23 protein-coding genes are annotated in these 23,286 nt (G+C 67.0%); 11 read left to right on the forward strand and 12 right to left on the reverse strand.

Annotated elements, in window-relative coordinates; translation table 11 throughout:
- Window positions 1–51 precede the first annotated feature (51 nt).
- A complete protein-coding gene (locus tag ACP15H_RS12410) occupies window positions 52–795 on the reverse strand; it encodes a dienelactone hydrolase family protein (RefSeq protein WP_425066486.1) in 744 nt (247 codons plus the stop codon).
- 74 nt (window positions 796–869) lie between these two features.
- Between ACP15H_RS12410 and ACP15H_RS12415 the strand changes: the two genes are divergently transcribed.
- Together ACP15H_RS12415 and ACP15H_RS12420 are read left to right on the forward strand one after the other, a co-directional pair.
- Window positions 870–2,075, forward strand: a complete 1,206-nt coding sequence (locus ACP15H_RS12415; RefSeq protein ID WP_425066487.1) for a CaiB/BaiF CoA transferase family protein — start codon at window positions 870–872, stop codon at window positions 2,073–2,075.
- Window positions 2,076–2,085: 10 nt separating this feature from the next.
- The gene (locus ACP15H_RS12420; RefSeq protein WP_425066488.1) at window positions 2,086–2,940 is read left to right on the forward strand and encodes an SDR family oxidoreductase; all 855 of its coding nucleotides are present in this window, start codon (window positions 2,086–2,088) and stop codon (window positions 2,938–2,940) included.
- Here ACP15H_RS12420 and ACP15H_RS12425 read toward each other — a convergent pair whose 3' ends face one another.
- From ACP15H_RS12425 to ACP15H_RS12435, 3 genes are read right to left on the reverse strand one after another with little or no spacing between them, the layout of a single operon-like run.
- Entirely contained in the window at window positions 2,941–4,041 is a 1,101-nt protein-coding gene (locus tag ACP15H_RS12425) for an AI-2E family transporter (RefSeq protein ID WP_425066489.1), read from the reverse strand.
- 33 nt (window positions 4,042–4,074) lie between these two features.
- Window positions 4,075–5,256, reverse strand: coding sequence for an efflux RND transporter periplasmic adaptor subunit (locus ACP15H_RS12430; protein WP_425066490.1), 1,182 nt, complete (start codon window positions 5,254–5,256; stop codon window positions 4,075–4,077).
- Window positions 5,246–8,446, reverse strand: a complete 3,201-nt coding sequence (locus tag ACP15H_RS12435; RefSeq protein ID WP_425066491.1) for an efflux RND transporter permease subunit — start codon at window positions 8,444–8,446, stop codon at window positions 5,246–5,248. The genes ACP15H_RS12430 and ACP15H_RS12435 overlap by 11 nt, the downstream gene beginning before the upstream one ends.
- A gap of 166 nt (window positions 8,447–8,612) precedes the next feature.
- Here ACP15H_RS12435 and ACP15H_RS12440 point away from each other — a divergent pair, with 166 nt between their 5' ends.
- On the forward strand, window positions 8,613–10,208 hold the full coding sequence (locus ACP15H_RS12440; RefSeq protein WP_425066492.1) for a GMC family oxidoreductase: 1,596 nt from the start codon (window positions 8,613–8,615) through the stop codon (window positions 10,206–10,208).
- 74 nt (window positions 10,209–10,282) lie between these two features.
- Here ACP15H_RS12440 and ACP15H_RS12445 read toward each other — a convergent pair whose 3' ends face one another.
- Genes ACP15H_RS12445 through ACP15H_RS12455 form a run of 3 tightly spaced genes read right to left on the reverse strand, consistent with a single transcriptional unit; the run spans window position 10,283 to window position 11,507 of the window.
- The gene (locus ACP15H_RS12445; protein WP_425066493.1) at window positions 10,283–10,684 is read right to left on the reverse strand and encodes a PaaI family thioesterase; all 402 of its coding nucleotides are present in this window, start codon (window positions 10,682–10,684) and stop codon (window positions 10,283–10,285) included.
- A complete protein-coding gene (locus ACP15H_RS12450; protein WP_425066494.1) occupies window positions 10,681–10,890 on the reverse strand; it encodes a hypothetical protein in 210 nt (69 codons plus the stop codon). The genes ACP15H_RS12445 and ACP15H_RS12450 overlap by 4 nt, the downstream gene beginning before the upstream one ends.
- A 17-nt stretch (window positions 10,891–10,907) precedes the next feature.
- Window positions 10,908–11,507: a tRNA-uridine aminocarboxypropyltransferase gene (locus ACP15H_RS12455; RefSeq protein WP_425066495.1), complete on the reverse strand. Its 600-nt coding sequence runs from the start codon at window positions 11,505–11,507 to the stop codon at window positions 10,908–10,910.
- Window positions 11,508–11,584: 77 nt separating this feature from the next.
- On the opposite strand from ACP15H_RS12455, the gene ACP15H_RS12460 reads away from it, so the two are divergent.
- From ACP15H_RS12460 to ACP15H_RS12470, 3 genes are read left to right on the forward strand one after another with little or no spacing between them, the layout of a single operon-like run.
- Window positions 11,585–12,346 (forward strand): hypothetical protein, encoded by a 762-nt coding sequence (locus ACP15H_RS12460; RefSeq protein ID WP_425066496.1) that lies wholly within the window; start codon window positions 11,585–11,587, stop codon window positions 12,344–12,346.
- A gap of 18 nt (window positions 12,347–12,364) precedes the next feature.
- Window positions 12,365–12,586 carry a biotin/lipoyl-binding carrier protein gene (locus ACP15H_RS12465; RefSeq protein ID WP_425066497.1) on the forward strand — a complete coding sequence of 74 codons (222 nt, stop codon included), beginning with the start codon at window positions 12,365–12,367 and terminating at the stop codon, window positions 12,584–12,586.
- Window positions 12,579–13,637 carry a YeiH family protein gene (locus ACP15H_RS12470; protein WP_425066498.1) on the forward strand — a complete coding sequence of 353 codons (1,059 nt, stop codon included), beginning with the start codon at window positions 12,579–12,581 and terminating at the stop codon, window positions 13,635–13,637. Before ACP15H_RS12465 ends, ACP15H_RS12470 begins: the two co-directional genes overlap by 8 nt.
- Here the strand turns inward: ACP15H_RS12470 and ACP15H_RS12475 are convergent.
- The gene (locus ACP15H_RS12475; protein ID WP_425066499.1) at window positions 13,634–14,617 is read right to left on the reverse strand and encodes a Bug family tripartite tricarboxylate transporter substrate binding protein; all 984 of its coding nucleotides are present in this window, start codon (window positions 14,615–14,617) and stop codon (window positions 13,634–13,636) included. The genes ACP15H_RS12470 and ACP15H_RS12475 overlap by 4 nt on opposite strands.
- A 61-nt stretch (window positions 14,618–14,678) precedes the next feature.
- Here ACP15H_RS12475 and ACP15H_RS12480 point away from each other — a divergent pair, with 61 nt between their 5' ends.
- The gene (locus tag ACP15H_RS12480; RefSeq protein ID WP_425066500.1) at window positions 14,679–15,173 is read left to right on the forward strand and encodes a GNAT family N-acetyltransferase; all 495 of its coding nucleotides are present in this window, start codon (window positions 14,679–14,681) and stop codon (window positions 15,171–15,173) included.
- Window positions 15,170–15,622: a MaoC family dehydratase gene (locus ACP15H_RS12485; RefSeq protein ID WP_425066501.1), complete on the forward strand. Its 453-nt coding sequence runs from the start codon at window positions 15,170–15,172 to the stop codon at window positions 15,620–15,622. Before ACP15H_RS12480 ends, ACP15H_RS12485 begins: the two co-directional genes overlap by 4 nt.
- Here the strand turns inward: ACP15H_RS12485 and ACP15H_RS12490 are convergent.
- From ACP15H_RS12490 to ACP15H_RS12500, 3 genes are read right to left on the reverse strand one after another with little or no spacing between them, the layout of a single operon-like run.
- Window positions 15,619–16,248 carry an NUDIX hydrolase gene (locus ACP15H_RS12490; RefSeq protein WP_425066502.1) on the reverse strand — a complete coding sequence of 210 codons (630 nt, stop codon included), beginning with the start codon at window positions 16,246–16,248 and terminating at the stop codon, window positions 15,619–15,621. The genes ACP15H_RS12485 and ACP15H_RS12490 overlap by 4 nt on opposite strands.
- Window positions 16,245–16,865: a class I SAM-dependent methyltransferase gene (locus ACP15H_RS12495; protein WP_425066503.1), complete on the reverse strand. Its 621-nt coding sequence runs from the start codon at window positions 16,863–16,865 to the stop codon at window positions 16,245–16,247. The genes ACP15H_RS12490 and ACP15H_RS12495 overlap by 4 nt, the downstream gene beginning before the upstream one ends.
- Window positions 16,866–16,918: 53 nt before the next feature.
- A complete protein-coding gene (locus tag ACP15H_RS12500; RefSeq protein WP_425066504.1) occupies window positions 16,919–19,696 on the reverse strand; it encodes a glycosyltransferase in 2,778 nt (925 codons plus the stop codon).
- A gap of 344 nt (window positions 19,697–20,040) precedes the next feature.
- Between ACP15H_RS12500 and ACP15H_RS12505 the strand changes: the two genes are divergently transcribed.
- From ACP15H_RS12505 to ACP15H_RS12515, 3 genes are read left to right on the forward strand one after another with little or no spacing between them, the layout of a single operon-like run.
- A complete protein-coding gene (locus ACP15H_RS12505) occupies window positions 20,041–21,012 on the forward strand; it encodes an alpha/beta fold hydrolase (protein WP_425066505.1) in 972 nt (323 codons plus the stop codon).
- A complete protein-coding gene (locus tag ACP15H_RS12510; RefSeq protein WP_425066506.1) occupies window positions 21,012–21,749 on the forward strand; it encodes a sulfite exporter TauE/SafE family protein in 738 nt (245 codons plus the stop codon). Before ACP15H_RS12505 ends, ACP15H_RS12510 begins: the two co-directional genes overlap by 1 nt.
- Window positions 21,750–21,758: 9 nt before the next feature.
- Entirely contained in the window at window positions 21,759–22,310 is a 552-nt protein-coding gene (locus ACP15H_RS12515; protein WP_425066507.1) for a tyrosine phosphatase family protein, read from the forward strand.
- Window positions 22,311–22,359: 49 nt separating this feature from the next.
- On the opposite strand, the gene ACP15H_RS12520 is transcribed toward ACP15H_RS12515, so the two are convergent.
- A complete protein-coding gene (locus ACP15H_RS12520) occupies window positions 22,360–23,208 on the reverse strand; it encodes a CmcJ/NvfI family oxidoreductase (RefSeq protein ID WP_425066508.1) in 849 nt (282 codons plus the stop codon).
- Between the last annotated feature and the right edge of the window lie 78 nt (window positions 23,209–23,286).

A 23,286-nucleotide genomic window follows, 5' to 3' on the forward strand; every position in this document is an offset into this window, starting at 1 on the left:
ATCCATTCTGATCGTTCTGCAAGCTCCTTCGCGGCGCTCAGGACGACAGGACTATCCGATGTGCCGGCGAAACAGCGCCAGCATGCGTTCGTAGTGCTTCTCGCGGGCGGCCTCGTGCAGGTTGCCTCGGTCGGAGAAGGCATAGCCGTGATGTGTGCCGGCCTCGGTCTCGACGCGCGACGGAAACGGCGCGGCGGCCAGCAGCTGCTCGAACTTCGCGACGTCCGACAGCGGCACGTAGGTGTCGTGCTCGGCGAAGGCATAGTAGCCCTCGGCGGTGATGTTCCCCAGCATCAGATGCGGCGAGTCGGGCTTGTCGGTAATCAGGCGCGTTCCATAGTAGGAGGCGAAGCAGCCGATCCGGTCGGGATGCGCCGCCGCCGCCGCGGTCACGAAGGCGCCGCTCATACAGTAACCAACCAGCCCCACCTTGCCGGGCTTTGCGTCGGGCAGGGTCGGCAGCACGTCGAGCACCGCGCCCGTGTCGGCCGCCACCCTGGCGTTGGAGATCGACTCCATCAGGCCGAACATGCGCTTCAGGTTGGCTTCGCCGTCGGGATGGTTGCGGGTCGGGCCGCAGACGAATTCGCGTGTGCTGCGATAGTAGAGATTGGGCAGCAGGACGTAGTAGCCGGACTGCGAAATCCGCCGGCAGATTTCCCTCAGCCCCTCGCGCACTCCCGGCGCGTCCATCAACATGATGACGACCGGCAGCGCCCCGCCATCGTCGGGCCGCACCGTATAAGTGTTCAGGGCGCCATCTTGCGTGGCGATATCCAGCTCGCGTTCGATCATGCCCGGACGGTACCGGGCTCCAGTCCCATGGTCTATAACCGCGCCTCCTGTCTGACTGCGAGGAGTGGAACGAAATGGCGTTGGCAAGCGGGGGCGCGCTCGAGGGCCTGAAAGTGATCGACCTGTCGCGTGTGCTGGGTGGTCCTTATTGCGGCCAGATGCTGGCCGACCACGGCGCCGACGTGATCAAGATCGAGCCGCCGCAAGGCGACGAGACCCGCACCTGGGGCCCTCCGTTCGACGCCGAGGGCATCTCGGCCTATTTCGCCGGCATCAACCGCAACAAGCGCACGATCGCCTTGGACCTCTCCAAGCCCGAGGGCCGCGAGGTGCTGCTGAAGCTGCTCGAGACGGCCGACGTGCTGATCGACAACTTCAAGACCGGCACGATGGAAAAGTGGGGCATCGGCTATCACGACGTGCTGGCTGCGAAGTTCCCGCGGCTGGTCCATGCCCGCGTCTCGGGCTTCGGCGCGGATGGGCCCCTGGGCGGCTTCCCGGGCTACGACGCCATGGTGCAGGCCTCGGCCGGCCTCGTCTCGGTCAACGGCTCGCCCGAGGGCGGCCAGGTCCGCATCGGCGTGCCGGTGGTCGACCTCTCGACCGGCATGAACGCCACGATCGGCATCATGATGGCGCTCTATGAGCGAAGCCGCTCCGGCAAGGGCCAGTTCGTCGACGCGACGCTGTACGACAGCGCCATCGCGCTGCATCAGCCGCATGCACCGAACTATTTCATGGCAGGCCTCAAGCCCAAGCTCGTCGGCAACAGCCATGCGAGCCTGGTGCCCTATTCCAACTTCCCGACGAAGACCCGCAACATCGTGGTCGGCGCCGGCAATGACGGCCAATTCCGGAAGCTCACGCATATGCTGGGCAAGCCGGAACTGGCCGACGATCCGCGCTTCAAGACCAACAAGGACCGCGTCGCCCATCGCGCCGAGCTCGAGACCGAACTGCGCGCCCTTCTGAAGGACCGCGACGCCAACGAACTCTCGCAGGAGCTGATGAAGGGCGGCGTGCCCTCGGCCGCCGTGCTGGAGGTCTCCGACGTGATGGAGGCGCCGCACACGAAGCATCGCGGCATGGTGTGGGAGAAGGATGGCTGGCGCAACGTCGGCAATCCCGTGAAGCTCTCCCGCACCCCGCCCAAGGTGCGCACCAAGCCCAAGAAGTTCGGCACCGACACGCGCGCCGTCCTCGAGGAGGCCGGCTACTCCGCCGCCGAGATCGACGCGTTCGTCGCCTCCGGGATCGCGCTCACCGAGATCAAGAAATAGGAGAAGAGCGATGTTCCAACCCGACCTGCTCAAGGGCAAGCGTATCCTGGTCACCGGCGGCGGTACCGGTCTCGGCCGCTCGATGGCACACCGCTACCTCGAACTGGGCGCCAACGTGATCATCTGCGGCCGCCGCGAGGACGTGTTGAAGGAGACAGCGGCCGAACTCGCGAAGGAGACCGGCGGCGAGATCGAGACGGTGGGCTGCGACGTGCGCATCCCCGACGCCGTCGAGGCGATGATGGACAAGATCTGGGAGAAGCGCCCGCTCGACATCCTGGTCAACAACGCCGCCGGCCAGATCCTCGCCCAGACCCACAAGATGTCCTCGCGGGCAATCGATGCCGTGCTGGGCATCGTGCTGCACGGCTCGGCCTACTGCACCGTGGCGGCCGGGCGCCGCTGGATCGACGCCGGCGAGCGCAACAAGGTGGTGATGTCGATCCTCACCGTCTCGTCGCTGACCGGCGCGCCCTTCACCGTCCCCTCGGCGATGGCCAAGGCGGGCGTGCTGGCCATGACCAAGAGCCTGGCGGTCGAATGGGGCCCCAAGGGCATCCGTACCTGCGCGATCGTGCCCGGCCCCTTCCCGACCGAAGGCGCTTGGAGCCGCCTGATGCCGAAGGAACGCGGCGGCAACGAGGACATGATCAAGGCGATCCCGATGCGCCGCACCGGCGAGCATATCGAGCTCGCCAACCTCGCCGCCTTCCTGGTGAGCGACGGCGCGGGCTACATCAACGGCGATGCGATCGTCATCGACGGCGGCAAGATGCTGCAGTCGGGCGGCGGCGGCGCCAACACCTCGGCCATGCTCGACTGGACCGACGAGCAGTGGGACGCGCTCCGTCCGAAGAAGAAGTAATCAGGGCCCGGGGGCCGGAACGTCGACCTGATCGACCTTTCGGCCCGCCGCGATCCAGGCCACGAGCAGATCGTAGAAGACCGACAGGACCACCGGGCCCACGAACAGGCCGATGAGGCCGCCGGCCAGCGTGCCGCAGATGACGCCGGCCACGATCACCGCCATCGGGGTCGGCAGGCCGCGCGCCATCAGGATGGGTCGCAGCACATTGTCGACCAGCAGCAGCGGCAGCGTATAGGCCGTGAACAGGCCGGCATGCAGGGCCGGCAGATACATCCACGTCCAGATGATCACCGGGATCATGACGATGTTGGGCCCGACCTGCACGATCGCCAGCACCAGGCAGACGAAGGTGATGGCGCCGGCAAACGGCACGCCCGCCACCAGCATGCCGATCGCCAGGAGCACCGACTGCAGGAGGGCGATGCCGATGACGCCCTGCGACACGTTGCGGATGGTCGAGCCGCCGATCTCCAGGAAGTGCCGGCCGCGCGTTTCGGCTACCCGCACCGCGAGGGCGCGCAGCGTTCCCGTCAACTCGTCGGAATAGGCCAGAAGCACGCCGGCCACGACGATGGCGCCGGCGAATTGCAGGACGCCCAGAAAAACTCCCGCCGCGATACCCCCGACCCAACGGCCGACCGAGGCCAGCTGGCCGACATGGGTGGTCACCATGGCGCGCACGTCGTTGGACGCGTTCAGCCAGAAGTCGTAGACGCGCGCGCCGACCATCGGCCAGTCCTTCACCGACTCGGGCGGCGGCGGCACGACATGCTCGCCGCGCAGCAGCATCCGCGCATAGTCGTCGAGGCTTCCCACGGCGGATACGGCGAGAAGTACGACCGGCGTCAGCAGCAGCACGAGCAGCAGGATGGAGAACAGCGAGGCCGCGACCCCATCCCGCAGGTGCAGGCGGCGCCGGGCCATATCGAACAAGGGATAGACGGCCACCGACAGGATGATGGCCCACATCATCAGCGCCGCCACCGGCTGCAGCAGGAGCAGGCTCACATAGATGACGGTGGCGATGAGGCCGAGGCGGATCGCCACGTCGATCGCAAACCGAGTGACGTCCGCCCTGCCCTTTTCCGTGTCGATCATCGCCGCCTCCCCCGCCCCCGTTGGCGGCGAAGCTTATCGCACGGCGGCAGGCTTGGCGGTATCGATCACGCGAACCGGGTCGCCGTTCGCCAGCCCGTCCGGCGGGCTCTCGATCACACGATCCTGCGCGGTGAGGCCACTGCCGATCTCGACGATCTGGCCGAGGTCGCGGGCGATGGTGATCGGCTTCAGGACGACCTTGCTGTTGGCGTCCACGGTGGCCACGCGCAGGCCCTTCTGGTCGAAGATCAGCGCTCCCGACGGCACGGCCAGCGACTGCATGCTGGAGGGCAGCTCGATGCGGGTGTTGGCGAACGCGCCGGGCATCAGCTCGCCGTTGGCATTGTCCACCACGACCTGCATCCGGGTCGTGCCGGTCTGGGCATCGACCGCGCGCGCCGACGCCTCGACGACGCCGTTGTAGACCTTGCCGGGGTACTCCGGGACCGTGATCTGCACCGCGCTGTTCAGCTTCACCGCCGGCACGTAGCTCTGCGGAATGCTGACGTTGAGGCGGAGCTTGTTCACGTCGGAAATCACGAACAGCGCCAGGCCGGAGCTCGATTCCGCGCCGATGAGGGCGCCCACATCGGTGTTGCGGGTGGTCACGATGCCATCGAACGGCGCGGTGATGCGCTTGAACGCAGACAGGACTTCGAGTCGGTCGACGGCGGCCTGCGCCGCCTTGGTCAGGGCCTGCTTAACCGTGAGGTCGCCGGTCTTCTCGTCGACCGTCTGGCGCGACACGGTATTGGCGCCGCCGAGCTGCTGCCAGCGTCCGGCCGTCACGGTCGCCAGCTGCTCGGAGGCCTGGGCGCTCGCGAGCGACGCCTTGGCCTGCAGGAGCTGCTGGTCGAGATCGGGGGCCTCGATCTCGGCAAGGAGCTGGCCCGCCTTCACGGGTGCGCCGATATCGACATACCAGGCTTTCAGGAAGCCGCCGACGCGGGCGTAGATCGGCGCGCGGGAATAGGCCTCCAGGCGGCCCGGCAGGTCGAGCGACGTCTTGTTCGCTCCCGTCGTCGGGTTGATCACGCTGACGGTCGGCACGGCCTGGGTGTCGGTCCATTCCTTCAGCCTGGCCTCGCTGGCCTGCCGGCTCCAGATGCCGTTGACCACGACGGCGCCCAGGCCGAGGGCGGCGGCGATCCCGAACAGGGCGAGCCCACGGCGCGACCGCGGCTTGGGCACTGCAGGAGGGGTATCAGGCGACATGAGGTGCTCCGGGGAGAGCGGCGTTGGCTTTGTCGGCCGACTTGCCGTGCTTCCGATGGACGAGGCTGAAGACCACGGGGACGAAGATCAGCGTGGCGATCGTAGCAAAAATGAGGCCGCCGATGACAGCCCGGCCGAGCGGGGCGTTCTGTTCGCCGCCCTCGCCCATGCCCAGCGCCATGGGGGCCATGCCGATGATCATGGCGAGCGCGGTCATGATGACGGGGCGGAAGCGCACGAAGCCGGCATCGAGCGCGGCCGCCGTGGCGTCGCCCAGCTCCGCCAGGCGCTCCCGGGCGAAGGAGATCACCAGCACGGAGTTCGCGGTCGCCACGCCCATGCACATGATGGCGCCGGTCAGCGCCGGCACCGAGAGCGTCGTGTCGGTGGCGAACAGCATCCACACGATCCCCGCCAAGGCGGCCGGCAGGGCCGTGATGATGACGAACGGATCGCTCCACGACTGGAAGTTCACCACGATCAGCAGGTAGATCAGGACGACCGCGCCCAGCAGGCCGAACAGCAGGCCGGAGAACGCCGACTCCATGGTCTTGACCTGCCCCTGGACCTTGACCGAGCGGATACGCGGCGACTGGAGCGGCGCCAGGTCGGCCACGACGGCACGCACATCGGCCGCCACTGAGCCCAGGTCGCGTCCTTGCACGGCGGCATAGACCTGCACCACGCCCTGGAGATCGTACTGCGAGACCACGGCGTTGGCGGTGTCGCGCCGGATGTCGGCCACACCGCCCAGCACCTGCAGCTGGGTGGCGGCCGGCGCCATGATCGGCAGGTTGCTGAGCGAGGCCAAAGAATCCAGCCGGTACTGCGGCGTCTGCATGACGATGTTGTAGGTCACGCCGTTCGCCGGATTGAGCCAGTAGGTCGGCGCCACCTGGCTGGAGCCCGCAAGATTGACGACCAGCGAGTTGGTGACGTCGCGCGTCGTCAGGCCGACCGTCTGGGCACGCGAGCGGTCGACGTCGACGGCGAAAACCGGCGCGCCGCGCGCCTGCTGGATGCGCGCATCGACCACGCCAGGGATCTTGCGGATCCGCGCCAGCAGCCTGTTGGCGTGCTCGAAGCCGGCGCCGATATCGGAGGTGCGGACCTGCACGTCGATCGGCGACGGCGCGCCGAAATTCAGGATCTGGCTGATGATGTCGGCCGGCAGGAACGAGAAGGTGAAGCCGGGAAACAGCTCGGGCAGACGCTGTCGCAGCTCGGCGACGTAGACTTCGGTCGGCCGGTGGTCCGGCGTGAGCTTGATCTGGATGTCGCCGTCCTGCGGCCCGATCGTGCCGGTATTGTTGTAGGCCATGTTGATGCCGCTGACCGGCATGCCGACATTGTCGGCCATCGTCGCGATCTGATTGGAGGGGATGATGGTGCGGATCGCCTTCTGGATTGCCACGAACTGATTGGCGGTCTCTTCGACCCTCGTGCCGATCGGTCCCCGCACATGCATCAGGATCTGGCCGGAGTCGACGGACGGGAAGAAGTTGCGGCCGAGGAACGGCACCAGCGCGAACGACCCCAGCACGAAGGCCATGAAGCAGGCGATGAACACCGGCCGGTGGCGCAGCGCCAGCCCCAGCAGGTCGTGATAGACGGCGCGCAGACTCTCGAACTGCGCCTCGAAGCCGCGCTGGAAGCGCACCAGCGGGTTGCGCGAGCGCGGCGGCTCCGCGCCGTGCTCGTGCAGGACATGCGGCTTCAGCAGGAAGTTTGCCATCGTCGGCACCAGGGTGCGCGACAGGATAAACGAACAGACCATGGCGAACATCACCGCCATCGCCATCGGCACGAACAGGAAGCGCGCCACGCCCTCGAGGAAGAACATCGGCACGAACACGATGCAGATGCAGAGCAGCGACACGAAGGCCGGGGCCACGATCTGCTGGGCGCCGTCCATGATGGCGGTCTCGACGTCCTTGCCCTGCTCCAGGTGCCAGTTGATGTTCTCGATGGTGACCGTGGCGTCGTCGACCAGGATGCCGACGGCGAGCGCCAGACCGCCCAGGGTCATGATGTTCAGGGTCTCGCCGAACGCCGCGAGCAGCGCGATCGAGCCCAGGATGGCCAGTGGAATCGAGATGGCGATGATCACCGTCGACCGCCAGCTGCCGAGGAACAGCAGGATCATCAGGCTGGTCAGCACCGCGGCCAGAACGGCCTCGTGCGCCACGCCCGACACGGCGCCTTCGACGAACAGCGACTGGTCGCCGAGGATCGCGAGCGACACGTTCTCGGGCAGCGCCCTCTTGAGCTCCACCACGCGCTCCTTGATGCCGGCGATGATCGCGAGCGTCGAGGTGGCGCCGTTCTTCAGCACGGCCAGCAGCACCGACCGGCCGCCATCGACATGGACGATGTTCTGCTGCGGCGGGTTGCCGTCACGCACCTGCGCCACGTCGCGCAGGTAGACGACCGTGCCGTTGGCGGCGAACACGGGGATGTCCGCCAGAGCGTTGAAGTCGACCGGGGCATTGTTGAGCTGGATGGCGTACTCGTGGCCACCGATCTTCTGGGTGCCGACCGGCGTCAGCAGATTCTGCGCCGCCAGCGCATTGGCCACGTCGGCAGCCGACAGGCCGCGCGCCTGCAGGGCCGCCGGGTCGAGGTCGATCTGGATCTGGCGGAACTTGCCGCCGAACGGGAAAGGAATGGCCGCGCCGGGCACCGTCACCAGCGGCGTGCGCACCGTGTTGATGGCCAGGTCGAACACGGCCTGTTCCGAGACGCCCTTGCCGGCCAGCGCCAGCTGGATGATCGGCACGGTCGCGGCGTTGTAGTTCAGGATCAGCGGCGGCGTGATGTTGGGCGGCATCTGCCGCAGCACGGTCTGCGCGATCGCGGTGACCTGGGCATTGGCGATGCTGATGTCGACGCCCGGCTGGAAGAACACCTTAACGATGCCGACGCCGGTATAGGACGTGCCCTCGATATGCTCGATGTCGTTGACGGTGGTGGTGAGCGAGCGCTGGAAATTCAGCATCACGCGGCCCGACATCTGGTCGGGCGGCAGGCCCGTGTACTGCCAGACCACGGCGATGACGGGGATGCGGATTTCAGGGAAGATGTCGACCGGCGTCCGAAGGGCCGCGAGCGGCCCGACGATCAGGATCAGGAGCGCCATCACGACGAACGTATAGGGACGCTTGAGCGCGACCCGGACCAAACCAATCATCTAGGCTGTACTTCCACCCAAGTGTGAGCCGCTGCGCTCCCCAGCCGTGGCGGCTCGCCCATCGGAACATGGCTGTTCTGACCTGTCGAGGCGAGATTGCCCCTGTCATCTGCATGGCGGTGCGCTACGCTTGCATGACAGCGAATGCCCGGGGAGATCAGGGGAAATGGCCGAGTACGACTACATCATCGTTGGCGCGGGTTCGGCGGGGGGTGCCCTGGCGGCACGGCTCACGGAAGTGCCGACCAACAAGGTGCTGCTGCTGGAGGCCGGCGCGGCGAGCCACCCCTACTCCCGCATGCCGCTGTCCTTCGGCCTGCTGATCGACAATCCCGCCGCCAACTGGCTCTATCAGTCGGAGCCGGAGCCCGGCACGGCCAACCGGGTCATCCCGGTGCCGCGCGGCAAGGTGCTGGGCGGCTCCAGCTCGATCAATGGCCTGGTCTGGGTCCGCGGCCAACCGCTCGACTTCGACACCTGGGCGCAGATGGGCTGCCGCGGCTGGAGCTGGCGCGACGTGGCGCCGCTCTTCACCCGCATGGAGAACTTCGTCGACGGCGACGGCTCGAACGGCCGCGGCACCGACGGGCCGCTCAAGGTCTCGACCGTGCCCGACCAGAACCCGCTCTACGACGCGCTGTTCGAGGCGTCGAAGGCCGCCGGCTTCAAGACCAACCCGGACTACAACAGCGAGGACCAGGAAGGCGTCGTGAAGACGCAGACCTCGATCTACAAGGGCCGTCGCATGAGCGTGGCGCACTGCTACATCGAGCCGGCGATGAAGCGGCCGAACCTGCACGTCGTCACCAACGCCCACACGCTGCGCGTCCTGCTCGAGGGCAAGCGCTGCATCGGCGTCGAGTACGAGAAGGACGGCAAGACGGTTCAGGCCAAGGCTAAGGAGACGATCCTCTCGGCCGGCGGCGTCGCCAGCCCGCAGATCCTCGAGCTCTCCGGCATCGGCCAGCCGGAGCTGCTGAAGAAGCACGGCATCGAGGTGAAGCACGAGCTGAAGGCGGTCGGCGAGAACTTCCGCGACCATATCAATGCCCGCATCATCTGGCGCCTGAAGGTGGCCAGCGTCTCCTACAACCACATGGCGCGCGGCATCGGCGCCGTGACGCAGATGATGAAGTACCTTGCCACCGGCGGCGGCTTCATGAGCCTGCCCTCGGCGCCGCTGCTGGGCTTCCTGAAGACTCGGCCGGAGCTCGAGACGCCCGACGTGCAGATGCATCTCGTGCCCTACTCGATCAAGGATCCGAAGACCCGCAAGCTGCAGGACTTCCCGTCGATGACGATCGCCTGCTACCAGCTGCGCCCCGAGAGCTTGGGCTCGATCCACATCCGCTCGGCCGATCCCAAGGCGCACCCCGCCATCCGCTTCAACTTCCTGGCCGACAGGATCGACCAGGACGCGATGACCGCCGGTTTCCGCATGATGCGCAGGATCGTCGACGCCAAGCCGATGGATCCCTACCGCGATGAGGAATACTCGCCGGGCCCGTCGGTCCAGACCGACGAGGAGATCCTCACCTGGATCCGCAACAATTCGCAGACCGCCTATCACCCGATCGGCACCTGCCGCATGGGTCCCGAGGGCCCGAGTACCGTGGTCGACGACAAGCTCCGCGTCCACGGCATCCAGGGCCTCCGCGTGGCCGACGCCTCGATCTTCCCGACCATGCCCTCGGGCAACACCAACGCGCCCTCGATCATGGTCGGCGAGAAGATGGCGGACATTCTGAAGGGCGCGGCCTGAGCAAATAACCTGTCGCCCCGAGCGGAGCGAAGGACCTTCCTTCGCTTCCGCTCAAGACGACACGAGCGGCAGGGCTAAACGACGACCGGCTTGCCGCTGATGAGCGCGGTGCCGGTCATCGCAGCGACCAGCTTGCCGTCGCCGCGCACCACGTCGATGCGATAGTTCGAGGCCTTGCTGGAGCGCGAGATCTCGACGGCGGTCGCGGTCAGCACATCGCCCAGGCGGACGGCGACGCTGTACACGATGTGCGCGTCGATGCTGCCCGAGACGACGCCCTGCGAGTTGCAGGCATAGCCGAACGCTGCATCCGCCAGGGTGAAGGTCAGGCCTCCGTGGCCCACGCCATTGAAGTTGAGATGGCGCTCCTCGATCCCAACCCGCGTCACCGCCCGGCCGAGCGAGGCCTCGACGAATTCGATGCCGAGACTGCGGGTAAAGACATCCCGCCGGGCCAGTGCAGAAACGTCGATCATTCTGCGGGCTGCCGAAGCGGTCCCGTCGCGTGGGCGATGGCGGGCAGCGTCTTCGAAAGAGAATCGCCCTCGGGCTCGACCATGATTCCCTCGCCGCGGAAGATCTCGCCGTCGCCCAGCCGCAGGGCACGTACCTCGGCGGTGAAGGAGCGCTCGGGATTGGTCCGCTGAGAAATGGGAAATCGGGCCGCCGGCTGGTCGAGCATGGCAGGAAGTATAGGGGCTAACGCCGGACGCGACGATCCCGTTTGGAATCGCGAACGCCCTCGCGCCGCGCCTTCACCAGCAGGGCGCGAAACGGCACGAGAAGTTTCTCCCGCACCGCAGCATCGCCTTCGAGCACCTGCAGCGAAAGCGCCACGGCCTCCAGGGTCGAAACGGCATCGGGCCGCGCCTCCCGACGCAGGTCGCCATAGAGCGAGGGACCGTCCGGCACCACGACGAAGCGGCGCAGCTTGGTCAGCCAGGCGTTCCGCCACCAAAGTGCCTTGGCCTGCGCCCAGTTGCCGTCGAGCGCGATCAAGCCCTTCAAGCCGGCGCGTGCCGCTTCCTGGTCGGGCAGCGGCTGGCCCTTGCCATCGATCGCGACCAGCGGGGTCGTCTGGCCCTTGGTTTGCGTCGACCCGAGATAAAGCACGCCCCAATCGCGCGGCTCGGCCGGCTCGCCCAGCGCATGGGCGAGGTTTCGCCAGGACAAGCCCACAACCACTTTGGCATTCGCGAGCCCACCCACCAGCAGGCCCGCCGTGCCCAGCACGCGGTCCTGCTCCTGCGGATGCTGCAGGACGAGGATCGTGACACTGTTGTCCACCGGCTGAGTCATGGCCGAGGGTATAGCCTCCCGGCTAGGGTTGCGCGATGCCCGTCCCTCCTCACGTCCCAGTCCTCGTATTCGATAGCGTGACCAAGCTGCCGCCCGAGTCAGACGGCGCGGTCGTCATCGGCGGAAGCCATGCCGCGGTCTATGCCGCCTATATGTCGGCAAAATTCGGATGCCGCGCCGCGATCCACCACGATGCGGGCATCGGCAAGGACGAGGCCGGCGTCAGTGGCCTCGCCTACGCCGACAAGCTCGGCATGGCGATGGCGGCGGTGGCAACGGATAGTGCCCGCATCGGCGACGGCGCGGATCTGGAAGCGCGTGGCCTCGTCAGCCGCGCCAATGGCCTCGCCACCGCCTGCGGCGTGGTCCCCGGCATGTCGGCCCGCGAGGCGGCCGAGCTGCTGAAGCGGGCGCCGTGGCCGCACACGGTGCCGCCCGCAAAGGGCGAAAGCCGGTACGTGATCGAGGGTGCCGTCTGCGCCGATTCGGCAACGCTGCTGGTGCCGGAGGATCGCGGCCGCATCGTCGCGACCGGCAGCCATGGTGCGCTCAACTCCTACAGGGCAACGGCGCCATTCCGGCCAATGCTGCTGATGTTCAACGACGCAGGTTTTGGCGCCGATCGCGGTGGCGTGCTCGCGCTTCCGGAACTCGACAAGGAGGAGATCGCCGCCATCGCAGTCGCTGCGCAGTCGGCGCGGATCGGCGATGGCCGCTCGACGTTGCGAGACGGAACAATTTCCGCTTCCAATGCTGCCGCATACCGGCTCGGCGCGCGTGTGGGAGGCTCCGCCCTTGCACTAACGCGCGCACTGGCAGAAAAAGCGGGGCAAAGCTGAACGGGAGATGCTTGGGGCATGGCCGTCGTCAATGTGAAGTCGGAAATCGCCGGCAATGTCTGGAAGATCCTGGTCAAGGCGGGCGATCGGATCGAGGCCGACGGCGAGATCATGATCCTCGAATCGATGAAGATGGAAATTCCCGTCCTGTCGCCCAAGGCGGGCGTCATCAAGGAACTCAAGGTCAGCGAAGGCGAGGCAATCGGCGAAGGCCAGCTCGTGGCCGTGCTCGATGCGTAACAGCGCCGTCGCCAGCGACCTCGCCAAGCTCTGGGCTCTCGACAATCTCCGCCGCTCGGCACCGGGCATCGCCCTGTGTGCTGCCATTGCCGCCGTCGCCTACTACGCCGACACGAGGAGCCTTCTGCGCTTCGGCGCGGTCTGGATACCGCCGCTGATCCTCACCCTCGTCATTGGCATGGCGCTGCAGCCGCTGTCGGCGAAACCCGTGCTCAAGCCCGGCCTCGAGTTCGCCGGTCGCACGCTCCTCCGTATCGGCGTTGCCCTGCTGGGCGCGCGCCTGACCCTGGGCAATCTCGTCGAAGGCGGCGCACTGCCGATCGTTGTCGCCGCGGCCGCCGTCGGGTGCACGATCGTGTTCGGTGCGTGGGTGTCGCGCCTGTTCGGCCTCAGCCAGAATTTCGGCCTGCTTACCGGCTGCGCGACCGGCGTCTGCGGCGCGGCCGCGGCAATGGCCGCCTCTGCCGTACTGCCCAAGCACGAGAATTCCGACCGCGACCTCGCCTTTACCGTCATGGGCGTCAACTTCCTCAGCACGGTGGTGATGGTGGTCTATCCCACAATGCGCGAGTCGCTGGGCTTCTCCCTGTTCGAGATGGGCGTCTTCCTGGGCGGCGCGATCCACGATGTGGCGCAGGTTGCGGGCGCCGGCCAGACGATGGGTCCGCAGGTCCTGAGTGACGCGATCATCACCAAGCTGCTGCGCGTGGCAGCGCTGCTGCCGGCCATCGCGGGCATTGCCTGGTGGGTCGCCAGGAGCGGTGGCCCGCAGACCTCCACCCGCCCGACCCCCCCGGTGTTCCTGTTCGGCTTCCTGGCGCTCGCCGCGCTGAACTCGCTGGGCGTCATTCCCGCCGTCGTGCGCGACGCCGTCGGTCAGATCTCCGCCTTCCTGATCATCACTTCCATCGCGGCGCTGGGGATGAAGACCTCGCTGCTGGCGCTGGTGCGCATCGGCATGGCCCCGGTGATGCTGCTCATCACCGAGACGGTCTTCGTCGGCCTTCTGGTCGTCGGGCTGATCTACGGCTTGCGGGCCGCGGGACTCTAATTCCCCGGCTTGGTGCCGGTCGCCTTCACGACCTCGCCCCAGGTATCGATCTCATTCTTGATGAACTCGGCGAACTGGATGGGCGTGCCGGGAGCCGGTAACGCGGCACGCTGCTCGATCTGCTTGATCACCGCCTCGTCGTTCAACAGCGTCTGGATGTCCCGGCTGACCTTCGCCACGATCTCGAGCGGCGTGCGCGCCGGCGCCGCGAGGCCCGACCAGCCGGCGGCATTGAAGCCCGGAATGGTGGCCGCAATCAGCGGGATCTTGTCGAGCGGCGGCGGCGCCGGGCGCGTCGTCGTGACGGCAATCGCCTTGATGCGTCCGTCCTTGATGGCATTCAGCGCCGACGCGGTGCTGTCCATCATCAGCTTGACATGTCCGCCGAGCAGATCGGCCATCGCCGGCCCGCTGCCCTTGTAGGGAATGTGCACGATGTCGACCCCGGCCTTGAGCTTGAACAGCTCCATGGCCAGATGCTGCGAGGTGCCGGGGCCGGCGGAAGCATAGGAGAGCTGGCCCGGCTCCTTCTTGGCGAGCGCGATCAGCTCGGGCAGCGTGTTCACCGGCAGGCTGGGATGCGCCACGATCACCAGCGGGACCAGGAAGATGTTGGAGATCGGCAGGAAGTCGGTCAGCGGCTTGTAGGGAAGGTCGGGGTAGAGGCTGGGATTCACGCCGAACGTGCCGCTCGACACGACCATCAGCGTGTAGCCGTCGGGCGCTGCCATCTTGCCGTACTCGGTGGCCGGGATACCGCTGCCCCCCGCCTTGTTGTCGACGATGACCTGCTGCTTCCACTTCTCCGACAGCTTCTCGGCCATCAGGCGCGCAAAAATATCGGCCGCCTGTCCCGGCGGGAACGGAACGATGAAGCGCACGGGCTTGTTGGGCCACGCGGACTGCGCGATGGCCGGTCCGGCAAGCGCTGCGCCTGCCGCTCCTGCGAGCGCCATGACATGGCGACGCGTCGGATTCATTTCTGGAGCCTCCCGGTTCGTTTGGAGTGACAGGGTAGCACAGGCACCCGAAGATGACCGCATGACAGGCAGGATTCATATCGCTCCGCCCCGCGATACGGCGGATCACGAGGCCGTCGCCGATCTGGTCCGGGAATATGCAGGATCGCTCGGCTTCTCCCTCGACTACCAGGACTTCGAGGCGGAACTGGCCGATCTCGGCGCGAAGTATGGGCCGCCGGGCGGTGCCCTGCTGCTTGCACGGGTCGACGGCCAACCGGCCGGCACGGTGGCGCTGCGGCAACTCGGGGCCGGCATCGGCGAGATGAAGCGGCTCTACGTCCGGCCCGACTTCCGCCGGGAGCGGACCGAGGCCGGAAATTCGATCGGCCGCGAACTCGCCCTGCGTATCGTCGACGCGGCACGCGCCTGCGGCCATCGACGTCTCAGGCTCGACACAATCGGTCCCAAAATGGAGGCGGCGATCAAGCTCTATCGGATGATGGGCTTCACCGAAATCGCACCCTATTACCCCAGTCCGGTGCCCGGCACCGTCTACATGGAGCTGGTCCTTTGACCGATCGCTTCTACGAGGATTTCAAGGTCGGCGACCGCTTTATGAGCGGCGGCATGACGATCACCGAGGCCGCCATCATCGACTTCGCGCGCCAGTGGGATCCGCAACCCTTTCACACGGATCCCGAGTTCGCGTCGAAGTGGACGTTCGGCGGACTGATCGCGTCCGGTCTCCACACGATGGCGGCGACGCTGCGCCTGTGGCTCGATCTCGGCATCTTCCGCGCCTGCAGCCTGGGCTCACCCGGAATCGGCGAGGTCCAGTTTCCCCGTCCCGTCCGGCCCGGCGACACGTTGCGCGTGGTGTCCGACATCGTCCAGCTCCGGCCTTCTACATCCAGGCCGGACCGCGGCATTGCGCGGTTGCGCCAGGTCACGATCAACCAGCGCGGTGAGCAGGTCATGGAACAGGAGACGACGGTCTTCCTGAAGCGGCGCGCCGCGGCCTAGCGCCAGGCGAAGACCGGCTGTTCGTAGTGGTCGACCCGCGTGTCGCGGCCGGCCAGCGCCACTTCCCGGAACTGGAACAGGACCGCCGCCGTCGGGGCATTCACCGTCGCCACGGGCAGCGGCAGGCGGATGATCGGACGGTCGGACTCTTCGATCGCCAGGATCTCCGGTGAGCCCTCCCGGAACAGTTCCGCGCAGCCGATCCGGTAGGCGCCCGCGACTTCCGATGGATTGGGCGTCAGCGTGACGCCGGACGCCCAGACCACCACCGGCGCGATCAGGTAGCCCGACCGGGTCGGATAATCGTCGAGCGTCCCGAGGATGTCGTCGGTCGAGGCCAGCACGCCCAGCTCCTCGTGCAGCTCGCGCAGGGCGGTCTGCTCGATCGTCTCGCCCGGATCGACCCGCCCGCCCGGCAGGGCCCATTGGCCGCCATGGGCACGCAGCTTCGGGGTACGCCGGGTCAGCAGAAACGCAGCCTCGCCGGGTTCGTCGGCTTCGGCGATGACGATGGCCACGGCCGCGCGCTTCAGCCCGCCGGCATCGACGCGGCGACGCAGGTGGAAGCGGCCCAGATGCTCCGTGACCTTGGCGCGCAAGGCCTCATCGAAGGGAATCGGGCTCACGGGCCGGCGGGTCTCCGGAACGTCCAGACCACGGCGGGCGGTATGTTGCGCCAGATCCGGGGGCCGCGCGTGCCGACGAGCCGCAACGCCTGGGACAGGTTGCGCGGCACCGGCTGCGCCGGACCATAGGTGAATTGCACCAAGGCGCCGCCGCGCGGCAGGGCGTTGAAAACACCCTCCACGATACCGCGGACCACGTCGGCGGGAAGCGACAGCAGCGGCAGGCTCGAGACGACGGCCGACACCGAAGCGATCCCCTGCTCCGCCAGGATCTTCGGCAAGCGGGCGGCATCGCCCTCGACGATCTGCGGCCCGGCGAAATGGCGGCGCAGGAACGAGGCGAGTTCGGGGTCGCGCTCGACCAGCGCAAGGCGCTCGGCCGGGATGCCCGCGGCGAGCAGCGCCTTGGTGACTTCGCCCGTCCCGGCGCCCAGCTCGATCACGTGGCCCTCGCGGCCGCTCATCTCGGCAAGGGTGGTCCGGGCCATCGCCTCGGCCAGCAGGCGCCCGCTCGGCACGACCGCCCCCACCGCAAACGGCCGGCGCAGCCAGCGTTTCAGGAAAAGGGCAGTGCCGGCGCGAGAGCCGAGGTCGTCACGAGTCTCGATCGGGGGCATGGCAGAACGCTAACAGACGCTTCTCCGGCTCGACAGGAAAAAGCGGCCGCTCCCTATTGCGCGGGTTGCAGGGCGGGCTCTGTCGCCGGCGCCGGGGCCGGGGCCTCGAACACCGGTTCGGCATGCCGCATCTGCTCCACGGCGTTGACCATGGAGACATAGACCGCGGCCGCGTAGGGCAGAGACTGCACGATCATGAACAGCGACCACAGGCGGGCCTCGGGGTCGACGACGCCGTTGCCGAACCACAGCACCGCAGCCGCGATCCACAGCAGCGCGGCCAGGATCGCCTCGCCGCGCGCCATGCCGAGCGCCATACCCAGCGTCGCGCGTTCGTCCATCTTCGGCGTGCGCATGAACGGCAGGCGGCTGGTCGCCAGGCCATAGATCACCGCCCGTCCCACCGTGTAGGTGAGCGCCAGGCCGGCCAGCGACGCGCCGATGCTCTGCCGGAAGGTGCAGCGCACGCGGTCGAAATACAGCCCGAACGAATAGAGCAGCTTGAAGACGAAGATGCCGATGGTCGGTGCGATAAACTCGGCCGGCGGCAGGCCGACCGGCTTCAGGCCGAACAAGGGCGGCAGGACGACCGCCAGCACCCAGGCCAGGCCCGCCCAGGTGAAGATCAGGTTCAGCGCATCGGCGAACCACGGCAGCCAGCCGGCGACGAAATGGTACTTCTGCCAGAAGGTCAGCTTGGTATCGCCGAAGAACATCTTGCCGGCATGCGCCTTCATGATCTGCATGGCGCCGTAGGCCCAGCGGAAGCGCTGCTTCTTGTAGCCGGAGAAATGATCCGGTGTCAGGCCATGGCCGAAGCGCTCGCGGCTGTACATGGCGCCGTAGCCATTCTCCATCAGGCGGAGACCAAGCTCGGTGTCCTCGGTGATGCACCAGGTCGCCCAGCCGCCCATCTCCTCCATGCAGGAGCGGCGCACCAGGGTCATCGTGCCGTGCTGGATGATGGCGTCGTACTCGTTGCGCAGGCACATGCCGATGTCGAAGAAGCCGGCATATTCCCAGTTCAGCATTTCCTTGAACCGGTCGCCGCGCCAGTCGCGGTGATCCTGCGGCGCCTGCACGTAGCTGATCTTGGCGTCGTCGAAGTACGGCACCAGCGCCTTCAGCCAGTCCGGCCGCACCATGTAGTCGCTGTCAATGACGCCGATCACCTTGGCATCGGGCGCGGTCTGGCTCAGCACGAAGTTGAGGGCGCCGGCCTTGAAGCCCTTCATGACGTCGAAATGGAAGAACTTGAAGCGCTCGCCGAGCTGGGCGCAGTAGTCCTGCACCGGGCGCCACACCGCGGGATCCTTGGTGTTGTTGTCGATGACGATGACTTCGAAATTGGGGTAGTCGAGCCCGGCCAGCGAATCGAGCGTCTGCATGACCATCGACGGCGGCTCGTTGCAGATCGCCAGATGCAGCGAGACTTTCGGCCAGTCGCGGTCCGCCGGCTGGCGCGCGATCATCTCGGCGGCCGGCAGCGCCTCACGCGTCCAGCGGCCCCGCCAGATCGTCTCGGCCATCTCGAGCGCCTGCACGAGCGCCATGCCGAGGCTGGACACCAGGAAGAAGGCGAGCACGCCCCAGCCGATCATCTCGGAGGCGACCATGTAGGTTCCGGCAGCGACCGACGCGCCATAGGCCACGGCGCTCGCCGACAGGGCCACCAGGGCGCAGAAGCCCACCTGCCCCGCCATGCCGAGCCGCGGCCAACGCCACAGGAAGATCAGCATCAGCGGCAGCGAAGCCGCCAGCGACCAAGCGGCACAGGACAGCCATTGGGGGAAGGTCTCGATCGAGCCGGTCCAGGAAAATTTCGCTTCGCGGTCGGCGTTCCAGAGGCCCCAGTAGCCGCCCGCCTTGCCTTCCAGGTCGTAGGACTTCCACGGCTGGTCGACGGCCTCGACGACAAACGTGTCGATGTTCTGCGAGCGCAGCCACGCCACCATGTCGCGCACGTTCTTGGCCTGCTCGGCCGGCGTTGCATACTTCACGACACCTGAACCGGGGCTGCGGCGCGCGGCGCCGTTCGACGGCCAGCCGACCTCGGTCACGATGATGTTCTTGTTCGGATAGAGCTTGCGCAGCAGCCCGATCTTTTCCTTCACATACTCGAGCGGGGTCGAACTCGACTGCTCGTCCCAATAGGGCAGGATGTGGACGGCGAGATAGTCGACCTCGCGCGCGAGCTCGGGGTAGCGCTCCCAGATGTGCCACGGCTCGGCGGTGCTGACCGGCACCTTGACGTTACGCTTTACGTTGCGGATCTCGCGGATGAGCTGGGCGGGGCTGGTGGCGTTGGGATCGCGCAGATCCTTCTCGCCGTCGAAGCGCAGGATGTTCTCGTTGCCGACCAGGACGCGCTCGATGTTCGGGTTCTGGTTGGCCATGCGGATCAGCGCGCCGGTTTCCTCGGCATTGACCTCGCTCGACTCACGGCCGAACTGCAGCTTGGCCTCGTTGGGACTGTAGATCCAGGCGCCGGGCACCAGCTTCAGGCCGTATTTGGCGGCCAGGGCCGGCATCGAATCGCCGCCGTCGGTGGTGCGATAGGTACGGACGTAGTTGACCTTGCCGCCGAGCATGGCGAAGTCACGCTCGATCTGCTCCTTGCGCGGCTTGATCTGCGGCGTGGCGGTCTCGTTCACCGCCGTACGCAGGAAACTCCAGATGCCGCTTGCCTTGCCGGCCAGCGGATCCTGGTCCTTGGCCCAGGGGGCGTATGTGACCCCATGCAGAGGCCCTTCCACGTCGGCCGCCGTCACATGACTGTCCAGCAGACGCCACCCGACCAGCGTGGCGGCGACGACGATGAGTAGAACCAAGCCCCGACGCATCATAAAGGGACAATCGCTCCGGCAAATCCGCCGGTGGTTGACGCTCGCTTCGGGATCGCGGTCGCATGTCTCCTGCGGACGACAATCGTCGACGCAAGGACCGTGCCCGGATCGACTCTTCCAGCGAGCCGACTACCACGCAGTGCGGCGGACCTCTTCGAGGTTTCCTTGCGCCCGATTTCCTCGACTGCGACCCTTCGCAGTCGGTAAGGCGACGTCGCATTCTATAGCCTGCGGCTCCGGGTACGGTAAAGAGACCCAAGGTGATGATGGCTAAAATGCCCAATTGTCGCTGGCCTTGTGGCCCGTCCTTCGCCAAAACGCCACAAACCATGACCGATCCCGCCCCCTCTGCAGCCCCCGCTGCGGTCCCACCCTCTCTTCGCGCAACCTATCGCGCGGCGGATCGTTATGGCTTCCTCGAGCGCGCTGGCGCGCGCCTCCGGTACGCCTGCTGGAACGCCCTGGCCTCCGTCCCCCGCGGCACCGTCGTCATCCTCACCGGCCGGGGCGAATTCATCGAAAAATATGCCACCGAGGTGGTGGGTGACCTGCTGGAGCGCGGCTTTGCCGTGGCCGCCCTGGACTGGCGTGGCCAGGGCCTCTCGGACCGGCCGCTGCCGGATCGCGGCAAGGGCCACATCGACACCTTCGCGACCTACATGGCCGACGTCCGGCTGTTCCTCGAAACCGTGGTTTCGCCTGACGCACCTCGTCCGGTGCTCGCCCTCTGCCACTCGATGGGCAGCCACATCATGATGCGCGAAATGGCGGAGAACGGGACCGGTCCCTTCTCTGCCGCCCTGTTCGTGGCCCCGATGACGGCGCTCCGCCGCGAAGCCATGCTTCGGTCGGTCCTGATGATCATGCCCGAGGTGCCGGCCGTCGAGGAACGCTACCTGTTCGGGACCGGCCCCTTCGTCCTGCTGGCCCGCGAGTTCGCCTCGAACTTCGTGACCCACGACGAGCGCCGCTATCGCTTCACCGAGGACTGGTACACGGCCGATCCGCGGCTCTCGATGGGCGGTCCCACGCTCGGCTGGTCCCGGCAGGCCGTCCGGTCGATGGCCGCCGTTCAGGCCCCCGGCTATCTCGAGCGCATCGACATTCCGCTGCTCGTCATCAGCGCCGGCGAGGACCGGCTGATCGACTCCCGGTCCCATGCCCCGCTGGTGGCCCGGCTGAAGCACGGCGAGCACTTCACGATCGGCCATGCCCGGCATGAGATCATGATGGAGACCGACGAAATCCGGGCCCTGTTCTGGGAGGCGTTCGACCGTCTGGTGAAGGGCTTGCTGAGCTGATGACCGAAGTTCAGATCCTGGTGATCTTCGTCGCCTTCATCTTCGCGGGCATCGCCAAGGGAGCAGTCGGCATCGGGCTGCCGCCGATCGCCGTCGGCCTTATGACGCTGGCCGTGCCGCTCGAAGACGCGCTGGCGATCATGACCATTCCGACCTTGGTCACCAACATCTGGCAGGCGGCCTATGGGCGCGGCCTGCTGCGCCTGTTCCGCCGTTTCTGGACGCTCGCCCTGACCGCCACCGTCACGCTGATCCTCGTGGCCGCGAGCTTGGACAAGCTAGGCTCGGCCCAGGCCTCGGCCTGGTTGGGCGTCATGCTGGCTCTTTATTCCACGATCGTACTCCTGGCGTGGCGCCCGCGGGTGTCGCGCCGGGCCGAACGCTGGATGAACCCGCTGATGGGCATCGCCAGCGGCGGCGTCGCCGGCTTCACCGGAATCGCGGCCGTGCCGTTCTTGCCCTACATGCAGTCTCTGGACATCGACAAGGACGACCTCGTCCAGGCGCTGGGCATCCTCTTCATCTTCCTGATCGGCTCGCTCACCATCGCACTGTTCCGCCAGGGCGCCTTCGACGCCACGAACGTCATCGGCGGGGTTGCCGCCATCGTGCCGACCTCGATCGGCGTCTGGCTCGGCCAGAAGTCGCGCAATGCCCTGTCGCCGGAGATGTTCCGCCGCGTTTTCCTGATCGGGCTGCTCGCCCTCGGGCTGCACATGGCACGTGGCTTGTTGTAGGGTCGGTCCATGTCACTCCCTCCCTTCAAGGTCACGATCTGCGGCATCCCCGAGCTGCCGGAACATTGCGCCGTCGGCGTGAGCCACGTGCTGTCTATCATCGACACCCACGAGCCGCGCCCGCCCGCGCTCGACACCTATGCGGGCATCGACCACGAGCTGATCCGCTTCGACGACGTGGTGGCGGAGTATCCCGGCTTCGAGGCCTGCACGCAGGCGCATATAGAGAAGGTCCTGGCCTTCGGCGAACGGGTCCATGCGCGGCCCGACGGGCACGTGCTGGTCCACTGCCACGCCGGTATCTCGCGCTCGACCGCGGCGGCCGCCATCCTGATGACGCAGTTCGCGCCGGGAACCGAGGAAGAGGCCTTCCTGAAGCTGCTGGACCTGCGCAAGCACGGCTGGCCCAACACCCGCATGGTCGAGTTCGCCGACACGCTCCTGAAGCGCGACGGCGCCATGCTGCGCGGCCTGGTCGCCTATCGAAAGGCGCTGCTCGAGGTGAAGCCGCACCTCAAGGAAGTGGTCCGCAACATCGGCCGCGGCCACGAGATTCCTTAGAGCTCCTCCGTCGCCCTGAGCGAAGCCGCGCTGAGGACGACGGCTTTGGCTAAGGTCGGTGAAAGACCAGAGTCCTGACCTCGATGCTCTCGCGCGGCGGCGCATCGACAGGTGCCGTCGGGTCGATGAACGCGCTGTGCGGCGTAAAGCGCGCTGGAACGGCATCCGATGTATCGCAGCACTTGAGCAGCAACGCCTCGTCGGTCCGCATCTTCGATACGTAGTACCAGCGATGCGCCGGATTGAACTTCACCGAGTAGGTCTCGCCCACCCTGTGCGGATAGACGAGGTCGGAGGGCACCAAGTCGTCCAGCGCAATGGTCGTCGCATCGCAGACGGCGAGCGGTGAATCGAGCAGTGGACCCTTGATCGGGCGCCACAGGTTGATGACCTGCACCCGTCCCTTCAGCAGCTCCTCCGCTTCATCGGGCAGGAGGTCGCGGACCCGTTGCGGGCCGGACCGCGCCGTATGGTCGATATGCACGCGACGGACCGGCTGGCGGGGTGCATCCGCCAACGTCTCCGCGTCGGCCACGCGACGGCGGGTCGTATGATCGAAGATGTGCACGCGGTCCGCTCCCGTCGCCTCCCGCACGAGTCGTTCGACCTCCGGGTAGTAGACGCGGCGGACTTCCTCGTCGTCGAAGAAATCCTTCACCGCGCTCCGATGCGGAACGAGCGCGAACCCGTTGGCGTCGAGCGATACCTTGTCGGCGACGGGACGCGCATCGTGGATCGCGACCGTATGCGGCTCGTTCTCCGTGTTGCTGCGTGGGATGCCGGGCGGCGGATCGAACGTGTAGTTACGCGGCCGCTCCACCATCGGGGCGATATAGTTCATGTCGGCGACAACGCTCGACAGGTTCGAAAAGACGTCGAGTTGTTCTTGCAGCGTCATGGTCCCAGACCTCCGAAGATGTCCGGTTGATCTGGGAACGAACCTTTTCCCTCACCATGGAGAAGATGTGCAACGCCG

The organism is Reyranella sp., assembly GCF_965249915.1.
In the GTDB taxonomy this organism is placed as follows: Bacteria; Pseudomonadota; Alphaproteobacteria; order Reyranellales; family Reyranellaceae; genus Reyranella.

Excerpts from the sequence above, each read along its gene's own strand:
- ACP15H_RS12435 (WP_425066491.1), bottom strand. The coding sequence starts at position 8,446 with ATGATTGGTTTGGTCCGGGTCGCGCTCAAGCGTCCCTATACGTTCGTC.
- ACP15H_RS12430 (WP_425066490.1), bottom strand. The coding sequence starts at position 5,256 with ATGTCGCCTGATACCCCTCCTGCAGTGCCCAAGCCGCGGTCGCGCCGT.
- ACP15H_RS12450 (WP_425066494.1), bottom strand. The coding sequence starts at position 10,890 with ATGCTCGACCAGCCGGCGGCCCGATTTCCCATTTCTCAGCGGACCAAT.
- ACP15H_RS12445 (WP_425066493.1), bottom strand. The coding sequence starts at position 10,684 with ATGATCGACGTTTCTGCACTGGCCCGGCGGGATGTCTTTACCCGCAGT.
- ACP15H_RS12520 (WP_425066508.1), bottom strand. The coding sequence starts at position 23,208 with ATGACGCTGCAAGAACAACTCGACGTCTTTTCGAACCTGTCGAGCGTT.
- ACP15H_RS12420 (WP_425066488.1), top strand. The coding sequence starts at position 2,086 with ATGTTCCAACCCGACCTGCTCAAGGGCAAGCGTATCCTGGTCACCGGC.
- ACP15H_RS12455 (WP_425066495.1), bottom strand. The coding sequence starts at position 11,507 with ATGACTCAGCCGGTGGACAACAGTGTCACGATCCTCGTCCTGCAGCAT.
- ACP15H_RS12510 (WP_425066506.1), top strand. The coding sequence starts at position 21,012 with ATGACCGAAGTTCAGATCCTGGTGATCTTCGTCGCCTTCATCTTCGCG.
- ACP15H_RS12475 (WP_425066499.1), bottom strand. The coding sequence starts at position 14,617 with ATGAATCCGACGCGTCGCCATGTCATGGCGCTCGCAGGAGCGGCAGGC.
- ACP15H_RS12480 (WP_425066500.1), top strand. The coding sequence starts at position 14,679 with ATGACAGGCAGGATTCATATCGCTCCGCCCCGCGATACGGCGGATCAC.
- ACP15H_RS12505 (WP_425066505.1), top strand. The coding sequence starts at position 20,041 with ATGACCGATCCCGCCCCCTCTGCAGCCCCCGCTGCGGTCCCACCCTCT.
- ACP15H_RS12515 (WP_425066507.1), top strand. The coding sequence starts at position 21,759 with ATGTCACTCCCTCCCTTCAAGGTCACGATCTGCGGCATCCCCGAGCTG.
- ACP15H_RS12470 (WP_425066498.1), top strand. The coding sequence starts at position 12,579 with ATGCGTAACAGCGCCGTCGCCAGCGACCTCGCCAAGCTCTGGGCTCTC.
- ACP15H_RS12495 (WP_425066503.1), bottom strand. The coding sequence starts at position 16,865 with ATGCCCCCGATCGAGACTCGTGACGACCTCGGCTCTCGCGCCGGCACT.
- ACP15H_RS12410 (WP_425066486.1), bottom strand. The coding sequence starts at position 795 with ATGATCGAACGCGAGCTGGATATCGCCACGCAAGATGGCGCCCTGAAC.
- ACP15H_RS12415 (WP_425066487.1), top strand. The coding sequence starts at position 870 with ATGGCGTTGGCAAGCGGGGGCGCGCTCGAGGGCCTGAAAGTGATCGAC.
- ACP15H_RS12440 (WP_425066492.1), top strand. The coding sequence starts at position 8,613 with ATGGCCGAGTACGACTACATCATCGTTGGCGCGGGTTCGGCGGGGGGT.
- ACP15H_RS12465 (WP_425066497.1), top strand. The coding sequence starts at position 12,365 with ATGGCCGTCGTCAATGTGAAGTCGGAAATCGCCGGCAATGTCTGGAAG.
- ACP15H_RS12425 (WP_425066489.1), bottom strand. The coding sequence starts at position 4,041 with ATGATCGACACGGAAAAGGGCAGGGCGGACGTCACTCGGTTTGCGATC.